Genomic DNA, 14,328 nt, shown 5'->3' with positions numbered 1-14,328 from the left:
GTCAGTATGGATCAAGCCGGGAAAAAAGGCAGGCAGGCGTATCGCATTCCTGCCGTTAGGTGATACGGGAGAAATCTGCATAAAAATATTTTGTGAATTCAGTCACAACTCGAAAACAAAGCGCCAACCTGGCAATGTGATAATCATCACAAAAAAGCGCCTGCTCTGACTAAATTTCGCGCGATGTATTTTTTTTACACACCTGATATGTGATCACGATCACTTCATTAATATCCTCACCCCCTACATTTACGTGACGACGATCACACAAAATTTCGCTGTCTGGACAGTTGAACGATTCAGTGCCAGATTTCACAGCATCAGAACAGGGCCCGGCTACCTCTGCCGCCGCACATTAACGATAAACCTCGGGCCGCAAGCCTAAGCGTAAACATAAGAAGGGGTGTTTTATGTCATCCGATTTCAAGATCAAAGTTCAAAGCTTTGGTCGTTTCCTCAGCAACATGGTGATGCCAAATATCGGCGCGTTTATCGCGTGGGGTATTATCACCGCATTGTTTATTCCGACAGGGTGGTTGCCTAACGAAACGCTGGCGAAGCTTGTTGGCCCAATGATTACTTACCTGCTGCCGCTGCTCATCGGTTATACCGGTGGTCGTCTGGTAGGCGGTGACCGTGGCGGCGTAGTGGGTGCCATCACAACCATGGGTGTTATCGTCGGTGCGGATATGCCGATGTTCCTCGGCGCGATGATTGCCGGTCCTCTGGGCGGCTGGGCCATTAAGAAATTCGACGTCTGGGTTGATGGCAAAATCAAGTCCGGCTTCGAAATGCTGGTGAACAACTTCTCCGCGGGCATCATCGGGATGATCCTCGCGATTCTGGCGTTCCTCGGCATTGGTCCGGCCGTTGAAGTGCTGTCCAAGCTGCTGGCAGCGGGCGTTAACTTCATGGTGGCGCACGACATGCTGCCGCTGGCGTCTATCTTTGTTGAACCGGCGAAAATCCTGTTCCTGAACAACGCCATCAACCACGGTATCTTCTCGCCGCTGGGTATTCAGCAGTCTCACGATCTCGGCAAGTCCATCTTCTTCCTGATTGAAGCCAACCCGGGTCCGGGCATGGGCGTTCTGCTGGCATATATGTTCTTCGGTCGCGGCAGCGCGAAGCAGTCTGCTGGCGGCGCGGCAATCATCCACTTCCTGGGCGGTATTCACGAAATTTACTTCCCGTACGTGCTGATGAACCCACGCCTGATCCTGGCCGTTATCCTCGGCGGTATGACCGGCGTGTTCACCCTGAGCGTGCTGGGCGGCGGTCTGGTCTCTCCGGCTTCCCCAGGCTCTATCCTGGCGGTGCTGGCGATGACCCCGAAAGGCGCCTACTTCGCCAATATCGCGGCGATCTGTGCGGCCATGGCGGTCTCCTTCGTTGTCTCTGCCATCCTGCTGAAAACCAGCAAAGTGAAAGAAGACGACGATATCGAAGCGGCAACCCGTCGTATGCATGACATGAAGGCGGAATCCAAAGGCGCGACCCCGCTGGCGGCCGGTGATGTCTCTAACGACCTGAGCCACGTGCGTAAAATCATCGTTGCCTGCGATGCCGGTATGGGTTCCAGCGCAATGGGTGCGGGCGTGCTGCGTAAGAAAGTGCAGGATGCGGGTCTGACCAACATCTCCGTTACCAACAGCGCGATTAACAGCCTGCCGCCGGACGTTGACCTGGTCATCACGCACCGCGATCTGACCGAACGCGCCATGCGTCAGGTGCCGCAGGCGCAGCACATTTCCCTGACCAACTTCCTGGACAGCGGCCTGTACTCCAGCCTGACCGAACGTCTGGTGGCGGCGCAGCGCCATGAAGATAACGAAGTGAAGGTGCGTACCAGCCTTCAGGACAGCTTCGACGAGAGCAACGCGCACCTGTTCAGGCTGGGCGCAGAAAACATCTTCCTTGGCCGCACCGCGACCAATAAAGAAGAGGCCATTCGCTTTGCCGGCGAGCAGCTGGTGAAAGGCGGCTACGTTCAGCCTGAATACGTTGACGCCATGCTGGAACGCGAAAAACTGACCCCAACCTACCTGGGTGAATCCATCGCGGTGCCGCACGGTACGGTTGAAGCGAAAGACCGCGTGCTGAAAACCGGCGTGGTGTTCTGCCAGTATCCGGACGGCGTGCGCTTCGGTGAAGAAGAGGACGACATCGCCCGTCTGGTGATTGGTATCGCCGCTCGCAACAACGAGCACATTCAGGTGATTACCAGCCTGACCAACGCCCTGGACGATGAAACCGTCATTGAGCGTCTGGCCAATACCACCAGCGTGGAAGAAGTACTGGCACTGCTTAACAAATAACAGCGTCTCCTCCCTCTCCCCTCCGGGGAGAGGGCTAGGGTGAGGGGATAACGTTTCTCACCCCAGCCCTCTCGGGTAAAAACATTGATGAAGGTTAACACTATGAAAGCATTACATTTTGGCGCAGGTAATATTGGTCGTGGCTTTATCGGTAAATTGCTGGCAGATGCGGGCATTACCCTGACGTTCGCCGATGTGAATCAGGTGGTTCTGGATGCCCTGAATGCCCGTCATAGCTATCAGGTTCACGTGGTGGGTGAAAACGAACAGGTTGAAACGGTCTCCGGCGTGAACGCGGTCAGCAGCATTGGCGACGACGTGATTGACCTCATCGCGAGCGTCGATCTGGTCACCACGGCCGTGGGTCCGGTGGTGCTTGAGCGTATCGCCCCGGCGATCGCAAAAGGCCTGGCGAAGCGTAAGGCGCAGGGTATCGACTCCCCGCTGAACATCATCGCCTGCGAAAACATGGTGCGCGGCACGACGCAGCTGAAAGGCCACGTTCTTGCGGCTGTGGCAGACGAAGACAAAGCCTGGGTTGAAGCGCACGTCGGGTTTGTGGATTCCGCCGTAGACCGCATCGTCCCGCCGTCCGAATCCGCCACTCACGATCCGCTGGAAGTCACCGTGGAAACCTTCAGCGAGTGGATCGTCGATAAAACCCAGTTTAAAGGCGCGCTGCCGACCATTCCGGGAATGGAATTAACCGATAACCTGATGGCATTTGTCGAACGTAAACTCTTCACGCTGAACACCGGGCATGCTATAACCGCGTACCTCGGGAAATTGGCCGGTCACCAGACTATTCGCGACGCGATCCTTGACGAGAACATCCGTGCGGTGGTCAAAGGGGCAATGGAAGAGAGCGGCGCGGTGCTGATCAAACGCTACGGTTTTGATGCTGACAAACATGCAGCATACATCCAGAAAATCCTCGGTCGTTTTGAAAACCCGTATCTGAAAGATGACGTTGAGCGCGTTGGGCGTCAGCCGCTGCGTAAACTGAGCGCGGGCGATCGCCTGATTAAACCGCTGCTGGGCACGCTGGAGTACGGCCTGCCGCACGCTAACCTGGTGAAGGGCATTGCCGCGGCGATGCACTACCGCAGCGAGCAGGATCCGCAGGCGATTGAGCTGGCCCAGCTGATTGACAGCAAAGGCGCGCAGGCTGCGCTGGCGCAGATCTCCGGTCTGGAAGCCAGCAGCGACGTGGTTGCGGAGGCGGTAAGCGCATATAACGCAACCAAATGATGCAGAGTCCGGCGCAGGCTAGCCTGCGCCCGAATAACAGATTGTCAGATATGCAGGCAATAATGGAACAAACCCAGGCCTTTGAAAATCGTGTGCTTGAGCGTCTGAATGCTGGCAAAACCGTACGAAGTTTCCTGATTGCCGCCGTCGAGCTGTTAACCGAGGCGGTGAACATTCTGGTGCTTCAGGTGTTTCGCAAAGACGACTACGCGGTAAAGTATGCTGTAGAACCGTTACTGGACGGAGACGGACCGCTGGGCGATTTGTCGGTACGGCTGAAGCTGATCTATGGTCTTGGCGTGCTGAACCGACAAGAGTATGAAGACGCCGAGCTGCTGATGGCGCTGCGCGAAGAGCTGAATCATGACGGTAATGAATACACCTTTACCGATGACGAGATTCTGGGGCCCTTCGGCGAACTGCACTGTGTATCCGCGCTTCCCCCCGCACCTCAGTTTGATAACAGCGACCCTGAGCTGTACGCGATGCAAAAGCAGCGTTATCAGCAGGTTGTCCGCTCCACCATGGTGCTTTCCCTGACCGAGCTGATTTCTAAAATCAGCTTAAAAAAAGCGTTTCAGAAGTAAGCCCGCACACATTGGTGTATCCTTCCCTGTAAATCCCCCGTTTTCAGAGTTATTTGTCATGAAAGAAGTCGAAAAGAACGAAATTAAACGCCTGAGCGACCGCCTGGATCTGATCCGCCACCAGATGGCCGACCTCTCTCTGGTCGATGCCGCCGAGAAGTATGCCGAGCTGGAAAAAGAGTCCGTGAAGCTGGAAGCGGAAATCGAGCGCCTGCGCGAAGTGAAAGGCCAGAAGCTGAGCAAAGAAGCGCAGAAGCTGATGAACATGCCGCACCGCCGCGCGATCACCAAAAAAGAGCAGGCCGACATGGGCAAGCTGAAGAAAAGCGTCCGTGGCCTGGTGGTGGTGCACCCGATGACCGAGCTTGGCCGCGAAATGGGCCTGAAAGAGATGACGGGTTTTAGTAAAACCGCATTCTGATCCCGCTTCCCCTGCCGCTGCGGCAGGGGAAAACTCAGTTGTAAATCAGGTTAAACGTGGCCATCGCATCCGCTTTTCCCGCCGTCACGTTCTCTTCGGTCTGAATATAATGCGCATCAAACCAGAAGGTCTGCGTCTGGTTATCGCCCACCTGTCCAAGCGCCGATACCTGCGGGGTGTTCCACGGCACCACCTGCCCCTGAACCGCACCGGTATTGTCGCCGTAAAGCAGTTCGATTCCGACGCCGCTGGCGCTGTCCTGCTGCTTCGTTAACGCCAGCGCCCGATCGTTGCCCGGCGCGGTATCGCCGAAGAAGCCCATCTTCACCGTCGTGTTATTTTCACAGGTCACCGGAATGCTGAAGCGTCCGCCCCCCGGCGCGGGAGCCTGTGCCGTGAAATTCACGCTGGCTTACGGTTCCCATCGGTACCAGAATGCTGCGGGATCCAACGGAACAGCTGGTATGCCTGACCGTGAAGCTGGCGAGACGGATCTGCACCGGCGTCGCGACGTTAGTCGCGCTGGCTTTGTTTTCTCCCGCCTGCAAAACCAGCGATCCGACGTTTTGCTCCTGGGAGTTGGCGTTATCGTCAGGCATGGGGCTGGTCGTCGGGATTTTGTAAAACACCACCCAGAACTGCAATTTATACGTTGGGGCGCTGGCAAAGGCAGGGTTCTGTGAGGCGTCGCAGATACGCCGGGACTCGTTGCCGTCTACCGGGCTGGTGCCGTCAATATACCGCACGGCATCCGCACCACAGTACTGCTGCTCGCGGAACCCGAGCGCGTAGCCGATGCCGTCAATCTGGGTTTTGTAGACGTGACGCGGCGCACCGTCTTCCCCCATCACGGTGCCGACGGGTTTATACAGCTCGACAAATCCGATACTACGCCAGGGGTCACTACCGCCATCGCAGCTGTAGAAATCCGCCCCGGTAGACTGTATCGGCGCGGAAACCGGCGTCCAGTCCGCGGTGCCGGGAGCATATCCAATGGCGTAAGGTACCTGGACAACCCACTGATCGCGCGTGGTGCGGCAGGGTGAGGCCTGAGCGTGCGCATGAAAACTCAGCATGCCAAAAAGAGAAAGCAGACTGAGATAGAAAACCCATTGAATAAAGTGACGCATGATATTCCTCTAGTGGCACTCAAGAGACAGCGTAGCGATGCCGGGGGCCATATGAGCCGCCCCCAGCCTGAACGGCGTCTGGCACTGACGCGGCTCCCCGTCTTCATACCAGGTTACGCGCAGCGTGCCGCGCTCCGGTACTCCGCTCAGGTAAGCCTGGCCGCCGTCAGCCACCATGCTTCGGTTGGCTGAACGGCGGTTTTGCTCCATCACCTCGGCCTGCGCGCCAAACGGCAATGGCTCGCCGTGGTATCGCAGGGAGAACAGCACGCGATAGCCAATGTGCGTTGCGTAATTGGCCAGCACCACCGCGCCGCTGGTGGGTACGAGCGTCAGCCCGCTCTGCTCAACGTCGACGTTTTCGCCAAGCGTCGCCGTATCAAGATTGACGGTATTCTTACGATAGGCCGAAAGCGCGGGCATGACCGCGTAGCCGCGGCTGTCGGTATGGATGCCGCTGTAGCCCTCCGGCTCAACGTTGGCCGCGCCCGGCACGCGCAGGAGGGCGACGCTATCGCCCAGCGGCTGGCTGAGCGTGACGCCATACCGGGTGGCGATAACGCCTCCGGCGAGGCCGAGACTGGCATTATCGCCGTTTCGGCTGCGGTCGTAACCGAGGCTTACGTTGCCGTAGCCGCCGTTGTATTGCAGCGCCAGGCTGGTGCTGTCGGCTTGTCCCCCGCTGGCTTTACTCTGCTGAACGCTGTAGTTGAGGTTGCGGTTCGCCAGCGCGCTGCCGTTGAGTGATACCTGCTGCGTGGACATCCCACGGTTATTTTTATTGATGAAGTAGCTAACCGAACTGCCCGGCAGCCAGTTACCGAGCGGGACGTTGATGTTAAACGACACGGTGCGATCGGGATGTTGCTCACGCGCTGAGTCGGTGTAGTCATACCCCGCTCCCCATGAAATGCCCCGCCAGCTGGTGTACCAGCCAAGGTGAATGGTTTTGTCCTGCCCGGAGGTGTGCCAGTAATCCTGCATCCACGCCGAAACGCTAAGGCTGCCGAACTGCCCCAGCGTCTGTGAGAAGGTTATTTGCGAGCGGCTACGGCGGTTATTGAGCCGTAGCTGCTGGCTGTCAGACTGATTCAGCTCGCTGAACTCATAAAAGTTGCGTGAGGCATAGCGATAGCTCGCCAGGTTGAAGGCGGTGCCGGTGGTATTAAAATCCTTCTGATACTGAATGCGCCACGCCTGCCCCATTACGCTTTTGCCGTCAGGTAAACGGCTTTTTGCCAGCGTATCGTCAACGCCCAGCGAGCCGAACGCGCCAAACCCTCTGCCCACGCCAATGGCGCCGGCCTGGTAGTTATTCGCGGTACGAAAGCCGCCGTACACCGTCATACTGGAGAACAGGCCGTAGAAAAAAGCGCCTTCAACAAAGTCCGGCGACCGGGCATCGCTGGCGCCGGAGTGAAAGCGTCCGGCATTGAGGCTGTATTTCAGGCTGCCCTGGCGCCGCATAAACGGCACCGCAGAATAAGGCTGGGTAAATACGCGTTTCGAGCCGTCGCTTTCGGTGATGGTCACCTGCAAATCGCCGCTTTGCGCGCCGGGGAACAGATCGTTAATAACAAACGGCCCGGCGGCAACCCAGGTTTCATAAATCACATAGCCATTTTGCGAAACGGAAACCCTGGCATAGCTGTGCGCGACGCCGCGGATTGTCGGCGCGAAGCCGCGCTGGCTGTCGGGTAACATGCTCTCGCTGGACGAGAGCTGAACCCCGCGAAACGCCACGCTATCGAACAGATCGCCTGCGGTCCAGGCATCGCCGATCCGCAGCTGGCTGTTCAGGCTGCGAATATCCCTGCTCAGCCAGCTGCTTTGTGACTGAAAACGATCGCCGCCCGCGTTGCTGTAGCTCCAGGCCGACGTATTACGCAACCGCCACGGTCCCAGGTTTACGCCGTTACGCAGGCTGAGGTAGCTTGACGTCGTGTCGCCGTTTTGATGATGGGCCTGCCCGCCCGTGAGGCTGTAATCAACAAATGCCGCCGGAATACCGTCATCCCACTGCGAGGGGGGCACATAGCCACGGCTGCGGTGCGTCATCGCCGCCTGCGGCAGGCTGATAAACAGGCGCTGCTGGTTAAAATCATAGGAGGTTCGCGCCGCCGGGATAAAATCGGCGATATGCGTGAAGGTCTTTCCCTCGTGCAACCGGGAAAGCGCCGGGATCGCCCCCACATTCACCCCGAGCGCCTCCAGCAGCGGCACGCTAAGCACGGGCTGCAGGCTGCCTTTCTCATTAACGAAGGTAAGCTCCTGATGCCGTTCCTCGCGTCCGTTAACCTCAATCGTTACGAGCCACGTGCCGGGCATCTGCCCGCCCTTTTCGGAGAAATAGTGCAGATCCGCCGTTTTCTGTTCGGCAGAGGAGAGCTCCAGCGCGGCGGGATCGAAATAATCCTCGGCCCATCCTGTGCGGCTGAAGCTGAGCAGCAGCACCGATAGTGGCGCATAACGAAACAGGCGAGAAGGCATGGTTTAAAGAGGCTGCGACCGGGTAGCGGTAATCGCGCCAAAATCATTAATAGCCGACCAGGTAACGCTGCCGGAGGCTGTCACAGGCCATTCGCGGGTTTCGCCTGGGCCGATCATGCCCGGTTGCTCAATTTTATGCCCAGAAACGCTGAGGCGATAAAAAGAGACGTAGTACGGCGTCGGGTTGGTGGCCTTAAGCCCTTTTGGCGTATGTGAAAACCTCACCTTTTGCCAGGCCGTTGCGGCATCGCCTTTCAGATTTTCAGGGCGGTAGAATATTTTAAATTTCGATTTAACGTTAATTTGTAATTCGTTGCTGCTCTCTTTTGGCTTTGGCGCAATGGCTTTAATATCGAGCCAAAATACGGATTCGCGATCTGCGGGCAGCGGCGCGCCGGTATATTGAATACGCAGCGTATTGGTCTGATCCGGATCAAGCCTGAACAGCGGCGGCGTGACGATAAATGGCGCGGCGTGATTTTTCCCTTCGGCGTCATTCTCAACCCACGACTGAATCAGATAGGGAACTGCACTTTCCATATTAGAAACAGAAAATGCCACCTCCTTGCTGTTTTGCGGGTATACGATCCGTGTCCCGCCCATTACTACGCCTGCGGAAACTGACGCAGAGCTAACCATTAATGCAGTGAGCATAATATACGATAAACGTTTCATCTCTATTATCTCTGGAGGTGGCTGAAAAAAATCAGTTATAAACCATCAGGAAGTTGGACACGGCGTTGACATCACCCGCCTGGATTTGCGCTCCATCTTTGTCCAGTGCGGCATAGAACGTTAATTCTGCATTGCCTTTTTCATCTGGTGCGGCGGTTTTTGAAACCGTGCCCGGCTTAATAGCCGTGCTGCGGTCGCTGTTATAAAGCTTCACCCCGACACCCGTCGCCATGCCCGTGCCAGGCGTAACCTGCAACAGCGAGTCATCTTCCGCATCTTTATTTCCGTCAAACAGCACCGCAACGGATTCAACCGTTTCCGGGCATTTTTCGACGTTGATTTTGAACTCACGCGGCGTTGTTTCGACGTGCTCATCGAAGTAGCTCTTCGCCCACGCCCCAAGGTCTACGGTTTTGTTTTTTGACGCTGGAGTAATATCACAGGAAATAAGGGTTATCTTACCGGTAAAGTTGATTACCCCGCCTGTGCCCTGCGTACCAGCGCCTGTATCCAGATTAGCAGTAACATCTGAACCACTGCTTGCCAGCACCGCCTGAGAAGATAACAGAAACCCCGCCGCGGCAAATGCCAGCGCCACATTTTTGATTTTCATTTGAAAGTAAAACCCTCTGTAAATAAAACAGATATAGATTTGTCGTACCTGATCGAATAATCGCTATAAGAACTTAGAAACGTCACCAAAGGGTACTAATAGAGTTGGTGATGCGACCTCTTAGTAAAGCATGGGGTCCATCCCGATGTGATAATCCATATATTTTCCTTAAGCCATAAATGTATATCCCACAGGAGAGAAATACCCTAGGCAGAAAATAACAATGAATACTTTAAGGTTAAAAAGGAATTTATTTTCTTCCGTAACGCAGCATCGACATAAATAGTAAATCAAATACCTAATAACGTCTACGTATCGAAAAGGGTGCAGTAATTTTTATAAACATTTTGGAATTAACAGAAATGTAACAATTTTTACCTGATTTGCTTACCCACAAAACTATTCCCTCCCTTCTAGTTCCGTTATGAAATTAAAAAAACAGTTAACTGATCAATGTTTGATCAATTTTTTTCAGATCATTATTAGGATGAAAAGTTAAAGCAGGAGAGACATCTTTGCGATTATTCTGCAAAAACGCTTAAACGCAGAATTTTTCATTATTGATCAGCAATTGATCGTTTGTAATACGCTGTTAAAATCTATATGTGAAATTTATCTTAATTAAAATTTTTTGCTACATATTATATTTCGCATTTTTACCTAAAAAAAATTTATATTTCTCTTAAATAAATCATGCAGTTTACAAATTGTCCCTTTATCGTAAACTAAAATAAAACAAATCCATCTTAGGCGCTTAACGTAAATAGCGCAAACAGGCATTTTTATCATCATATTTTACCCGCCGTGCCCGCCCACGGTGGCGGAACGCTGCTCAACCCGCAGCCTACGTCTGCGTCATAAATGAACGATCTGCGCAGGCCTTTTGGTCCTACCAATCGACTCCAAAGCGAACCATCCTTCACAGTTTTACTGCTTCACTTCACAAAAGTATTGCTGAATAGCAACACTTGATTAACCATTCATTGTCATTACCCCTACATCACAATATTGGATGGACCACTTTTACACAGCGTGTGACGCAGAGATGAGCGGAGACTCACCCGCAGCGCAAGCCGTGTGGTCCTCAGGAGACCTGCATGAGCCTCTGGCAACAAAACTACGATCCGGCCGGGAATATCTGGCTTTCCAGCCTGATCGCATCGCTTCCGATCCTGTTCTTCTTCTTTGCGCTGATTAAGCTCAAGCTGAAGGGCTACCTCGCCGCGACGTATACCGTTGCCATCGCCCTGCTGGTGGCGCTGTTTTTCTACAAAATGCCGGTCGATCGCGCGCTGGCCTCCGTGGTGTATGGCTTCTTCTACGGCCTGTGGCCGATTGCGTGGATCATCATCGCCGCGGTCTTTGTCTACAAAATTTCGGTGAAAACGGGGCAGTTCGACATCATTCGCTCGTCGATTCTCTCCATTACGCCGGACCAGCGTTTACAGATGCTGATAGTCGGCTTCTCCTTCGGGGCGTTCCTTGAAGGGGCGGCAGGGTTTGGCGCGCCGGTGGCGATCACCGCCGCGCTGCTGGTCGGGCTGGGCTTTAATCCGCTGTATGCCGCTGGCCTGTGCCTGATCGTGAACACCGCGCCGGTGGCGTTTGGCGCGATGGGTATTCCGATTCTGGTGGCCGGACAGGTGACCGGGCTGGACAGCTTTGAGATTGGCCAGATGGTTGGCCGCCAGCTGCCGTTCCTGACCATTATCGTGCTGTTCTGGATCATGGCGATTATGGACGGCTGGCGCGGCGTGAAGGAGACCTGGCCTGCGGTAATGGTGGCGGGCGGTTCGTTCGCGATTGCCCAGTATCTCAGCTCCAACTTCCTTGGGCCTGAGCTGCCGGACATCATCTCTTCCCTGGTGTCGCTGGTCTGTCTGACGCTGTTCCTGAAACGCTGGCAGCCGGTGCGCATCTTCCGCTTTGCCGATATGGGCGCGTCGCACGTGGATCAGACGCTCGCCCGCACGGGTTATACCGCCGGGCAGATCGTCCGCGCGTGGTCACCGTTCCTGTTCCTGACCGCCACCGTAACGCTGTGGAGCATCCCGCCGTTTAAGGCCCTGTTCGCCCCGGGCGGCGCGCTGTACGACATGGTGATTAACATCTCCGTGCCGTTCCTCGACAAAATGGTCGCCCGCATGCCGCCGGTGGTGCACGACGCCACGCCGTATGCGGCGGTGTTTAAGTTTGACTGGTTCTCGGCAACCGGTACGGCCATTCTGTTTGCGGCTATCCTTTCCGTGGTGTGGCTGCGCATGAAGCCGGCCGCCGCCGTGCAGACCTTTGCGGCGACGATTAAAGAGCTGATGCTGCCGATTTACTCCATCGGCATGGTGCTGGCGTTCGCGTTTATCTCGAACTACTCCGGCCTGTCGTCGACGCTGGCGCTCGCCCTGGCGCACACCGGACACGCGTTTACCTTCTTCTCGCCGTTCCTCGGCTGGCTGGGGGTGTTCCTGACCGGTTCAGATACGTCCTCAAACGCCCTGTTTGCCGCCCTGCAGGCAACGGCCGCGCAGCAGATTGGCGTCTCGGATGTGCTGCTGGTCGCGGCGAACACCACCGGCGGCGTGACCGGCAAAATGATCTCCCCGCAGTCCATCGCCATTGCCTGTGCCGCGGTGGGACTGGTGGGTAAAGAGTCGGATCTGTTCCGCTTTACCGTTAAGCACAGCCTGATATTTACCTGCATGGTGGGCGTTATTACCACCCTGCAGGCCTATGTCTTAACCTGGATGATCCCATGATAGTGATGCCCAGACGCCTGTCCGACGAGATTGCCACTCGCGTGCGGGCGCTGATTGAAGAACAACAGCTGGAGGCGGGCATGAGATTGCCCGCCGAGCGCCAGCTTGCCGCCCAGCTTGGCGTTTCGCGTAATTCGCTGCGCGAAGCGCTGGCGACGCTGGTCAGCGAAGGGGTGCTGCTGAGCCGTCGCGGCGGCGGCACCTTCGTGCGCTGGCAGCATGATGACTGGTCCGAGCAAAACATCGTTCAGCCGCTGAAAACGCTGATGGAAAACGACCCGGACTACAGCTTTGACATCCTCGAAGCGCGCCACGCCATCGAAACCAGTACCGCATGGCATGCGGCGATGCGGGCAACCGAGGCCGACAAAGAGAAGCTCAAAGCCTGCTTCGAGGCCACGCAAAGCAGCGACCCCGATATCGCCTCCCAGGCCGACGTGCGTTTTCATCTGGCGATTGCCGAGGCGTCGCACAACGTGGTGCTGCTGCAAACCATGCGCGGGTTCTTCGACCTGCTGCAATCCTCCGTGAAGCAGAGCCGCCAGCGCATGTATCTGGTTCCGCCCGTGTTTGCTCAGCTGACCGAACAGCACGAGGCGGTGCTCAACGCCATTCTGGCCGGCGATGCCGAAGCCGCGCGTAAGGCGATGATGGCGCACCTGGGCTTCGTGCACACCACCATTAAACGATTCGATGAAGATCAGGCCCGACAGGCGCGTATTACCCGTCTGCCCGGCGACAGTGATATTTCCAGGGAGAACAAAGCATGATTATTTCAGCAGCCAGTGACTACCGCGCCGCGGCGCAGCGCATTTTGCCGCCGTTCCTCTTTCACTACATCGACGGCGGGGCGTATGCCGAATACACCCTGCGCCGCAACGTGGAAGATCTCTCGGAAGTGGCCCTGCGCCAGCGCGTGCTGAAGAATATGTCTGACCTGAGCCTTGAGACAAAACTGTTTAACGAGACGCTCTCCATGCCGGTGGCCCTTGCGCCCGTTGGCCTATGCGGTATGTACGCCCGTCGTGGCGAAGTGCAGGCTGCCGCCGCGGCGGATGCCAAAGGCATTCCGTTTACCCTTTCCACCGTGTCCGTCTGCCCGATTGAAGAGGTCGCGCCGACCATCAAGCGCCCGATGTGGTTCCAGCTGTACGTCCTGCGCGATCGCGGCTTTATGCGTAACGCGCTTGAGCGCGCCAAAGCGGCGGGCTGCTCAACGCTGGTCTTTACCGTCGATATGCCAACGCCCGGCGCGCGATACCGCGACGCGCACTCCGGCATGAGCGGCCCGAACGCCGCCCTGCGCCGCTACTGGCAGGCGGTAACGCATCCGCAGTGGGCGTGGGACGTAGGCCTGAACGGTCGTCCGCACGATCTGGGCAATATTTCGGCCTACCTCGGTAAACCGACCGGGCTTGAGGATTACATCGGCTGGCTGGCAAATAACTTCGATCCGTCGATCTCGTGGAAGGACCTGGAGTGGATCCGCGAATTCTGGGACGGCCCGATGGTGATCAAAGGGATCCTCGATCCGGAAGATGCGCGCGACGCGGTGCGCTTCGGCGCGGACGGGATCGTGGTCTCTAACCACGGCGGACGCCAGCTCGACGGCGTGCTCTCTTCCGCCCGCGCGCTGCCCGCCATTGCCGATGCGGTGAAGGGCGATATCGCGATCCTGGCCGACAGCGGCATCCGCAACGGGCTGGACGTGGTGCGCATGATTGCCCTCGGCGCCGACAGCGTGCTGCTGGGCCGGGCCTATCTGTACGCGCTGGCCACCAGCGGCCAGGCGGGCGTGGCGAACCTGCTGAACCTCATTGAGAAAGAGATGAAGGTGGCGATGACCCTGACCGGCGCGAAGACGATAAAAGAAATCAGCAAGGATTCGCTGGTGCAGGAACTCAGCAAGCTGCCGGCGGCGCTGGCTCCCCTTTCCCAGGAGAACGCGGCCTGATCGTTTTTAGTTGATATACGTTTCTCAGGCGCCCGACTCCCCCTCGGGCGCTTTTTTTGTCGAAAATAACACCTACGTAACATTCTGGATAAGAAAATTTGACACGCCACGCCTCTCCGCAATTGTATAGACAAGC

The 14,328-nt window shown here is 56.4% G+C and carries 12 protein-coding genes; 7 read left to right on the top strand and 5 right to left on the bottom strand.

All coding sequences use genetic code 11. The features are described from left to right. Positions 1-410: 410 nt before the first annotated feature. From HWQ14_RS05960 to HWQ14_RS05945, 4 genes are all read left to right on the top strand, one after another. Positions 411-2,318 carry a PTS mannitol transporter subunit IICBA gene (locus HWQ14_RS05960; protein ID WP_148422479.1) on the top strand — a complete coding sequence of 636 codons (1,908 nt, stop codon included), beginning with the start codon at positions 411-413 and terminating at the stop codon, positions 2,316-2,318. A gap of 102 nt (positions 2,319-2,420) precedes the next feature. After that, on the top strand, positions 2,421-3,569 hold the full coding sequence (gene mtlD / locus HWQ14_RS05955; RefSeq protein ID WP_148422478.1) for a mannitol-1-phosphate 5-dehydrogenase: 1,149 nt from the start codon (positions 2,421-2,423) through the stop codon (positions 3,567-3,569). After that, positions 3,566-4,156: a mannitol operon repressor MtlR gene (mtlR, locus tag HWQ14_RS05950; protein ID WP_176609216.1), complete on the top strand. Its 591-nt coding sequence runs from the start codon at positions 3,566-3,568 to the stop codon at positions 4,154-4,156. The genes mtlD and mtlR overlap by 4 nt, the downstream gene beginning before the upstream one ends. 58 nt (positions 4,157-4,214) lie before the next feature. Next, positions 4,215-4,577, top strand: a complete 363-nt coding sequence (locus tag HWQ14_RS05945; protein ID WP_148422476.1) for a YibL family ribosome-associated protein — start codon at positions 4,215-4,217, stop codon at positions 4,575-4,577. A 34-nt stretch (positions 4,578-4,611) separates the two neighbouring features. Here HWQ14_RS05945 and HWQ14_RS23225 read toward each other — a convergent pair whose 3' ends face one another. Genes HWQ14_RS23225 through HWQ14_RS05925 form a run of 5 tightly spaced genes read right to left on the bottom strand, consistent with a single transcriptional unit; the run spans position 4,612 to position 9,485 of the window. Continuing rightward, entirely contained in the window at positions 4,612-4,929 is a 318-nt protein-coding gene (locus tag HWQ14_RS23225; protein WP_245166444.1) for a fimbrial protein, read from the bottom strand. Beyond that, a complete protein-coding gene (locus HWQ14_RS05940) occupies positions 4,919-5,707 on the bottom strand; it encodes a hypothetical protein (protein WP_245166443.1) in 789 nt (262 codons plus the stop codon). The genes HWQ14_RS23225 and HWQ14_RS05940 overlap by 11 nt, the downstream gene beginning before the upstream one ends. 9 nt (positions 5,708-5,716) lie before the next feature. Then, the gene (locus HWQ14_RS05935; protein WP_176609215.1) at positions 5,717-8,197 is read right to left on the bottom strand and encodes a fimbria/pilus outer membrane usher protein; all 2,481 of its coding nucleotides are present in this window, start codon (positions 8,195-8,197) and stop codon (positions 5,717-5,719) included. Positions 8,198-8,200: 3 nt separating this feature from the next. Continuing rightward, positions 8,201-8,872, bottom strand: coding sequence for a fimbrial biogenesis chaperone (locus tag HWQ14_RS05930; protein WP_176609214.1), 672 nt, complete (start codon positions 8,870-8,872; stop codon positions 8,201-8,203). A 31-nt stretch (positions 8,873-8,903) separates the two neighbouring features. Beyond that, positions 8,904-9,485, bottom strand: a complete 582-nt coding sequence (locus HWQ14_RS05925; protein ID WP_176609213.1) for a fimbrial protein — start codon at positions 9,483-9,485, stop codon at positions 8,904-8,906. Positions 9,486-10,582: 1,097 nt separating this feature from the next. Between HWQ14_RS05925 and lldP the strand changes: the two genes are divergently transcribed. The 3 genes from lldP to lldD are packed head-to-tail and all read left to right on the top strand — an operon-like array spanning position 10,583 to position 14,192. Beyond that, positions 10,583-12,238, top strand: coding sequence for an L-lactate permease (gene lldP / locus HWQ14_RS05920; RefSeq protein ID WP_003860175.1), 1,656 nt, complete (start codon positions 10,583-10,585; stop codon positions 12,236-12,238). Then, positions 12,235-13,008: a transcriptional regulator LldR gene (gene lldR, locus HWQ14_RS05915; protein ID WP_148422470.1), complete on the top strand. Its 774-nt coding sequence runs from the start codon at positions 12,235-12,237 to the stop codon at positions 13,006-13,008. Before lldP ends, lldR begins: the two co-directional genes overlap by 4 nt. Then, positions 13,005-14,192 carry an FMN-dependent L-lactate dehydrogenase LldD gene (lldD, locus tag HWQ14_RS05910; protein ID WP_148422469.1) on the top strand — a complete coding sequence of 396 codons (1,188 nt, stop codon included), beginning with the start codon at positions 13,005-13,007 and terminating at the stop codon, positions 14,190-14,192. Before lldR ends, lldD begins: the two co-directional genes overlap by 4 nt. Positions 14,193-14,328 lie beyond the last annotated feature (136 nt).

Source organism: Enterobacter cloacae (assembly GCF_013375935.1).
Classification (GTDB): Bacteria; Pseudomonadota; Gammaproteobacteria; order Enterobacterales; family Enterobacteriaceae; genus Enterobacter; species Enterobacter pasteurii.
Note: the sequence above shows the minus strand (reverse complement) of the source record. Positions and strands in the feature narration are given on the sequence as shown.

What these genes read in the sequence shown, in the direction of transcription:
- lldP (WP_003860175.1), top strand. Translation starts at nt 10,583, where the DNA reads ATGAGCCTCTGGCAACAAAACTACGATCCGGCCGGGAATATCTGGCTT.
- mtlD (WP_148422478.1), top strand. Translation starts at nt 2,421, where the DNA reads ATGAAAGCATTACATTTTGGCGCAGGTAATATTGGTCGTGGCTTTATC.
- lldR (WP_148422470.1), top strand. Translation starts at nt 12,235, where the DNA reads ATGATAGTGATGCCCAGACGCCTGTCCGACGAGATTGCCACTCGCGTG.
- mtlR (WP_176609216.1), top strand. Translation starts at nt 3,566, where the DNA reads ATGATGCAGAGTCCGGCGCAGGCTAGCCTGCGCCCGAATAACAGATTG.
- HWQ14_RS05930 (WP_176609214.1), bottom strand. Translation starts at nt 8,872, where the DNA reads ATGAAACGTTTATCGTATATTATGCTCACTGCATTAATGGTTAGCTCT.
- HWQ14_RS05935 (WP_176609215.1), bottom strand. Translation starts at nt 8,197, where the DNA reads ATGCCTTCTCGCCTGTTTCGTTATGCGCCACTATCGGTGCTGCTGCTC.
- HWQ14_RS05960 (WP_148422479.1), top strand. Translation starts at nt 411, where the DNA reads ATGTCATCCGATTTCAAGATCAAAGTTCAAAGCTTTGGTCGTTTCCTC.
- lldD (WP_148422469.1), top strand. Translation starts at nt 13,005, where the DNA reads ATGATTATTTCAGCAGCCAGTGACTACCGCGCCGCGGCGCAGCGCATT.
- HWQ14_RS05940 (WP_245166443.1), bottom strand. Translation starts at nt 5,707, where the DNA reads ATGCGTCACTTTATTCAATGGGTTTTCTATCTCAGTCTGCTTTCTCTT.
- HWQ14_RS05925 (WP_176609213.1), bottom strand. Translation starts at nt 9,485, where the DNA reads ATGAAAATCAAAAATGTGGCGCTGGCATTTGCCGCGGCGGGGTTTCTG.
- HWQ14_RS05945 (WP_148422476.1), top strand. Translation starts at nt 4,215, where the DNA reads ATGAAAGAAGTCGAAAAGAACGAAATTAAACGCCTGAGCGACCGCCTG.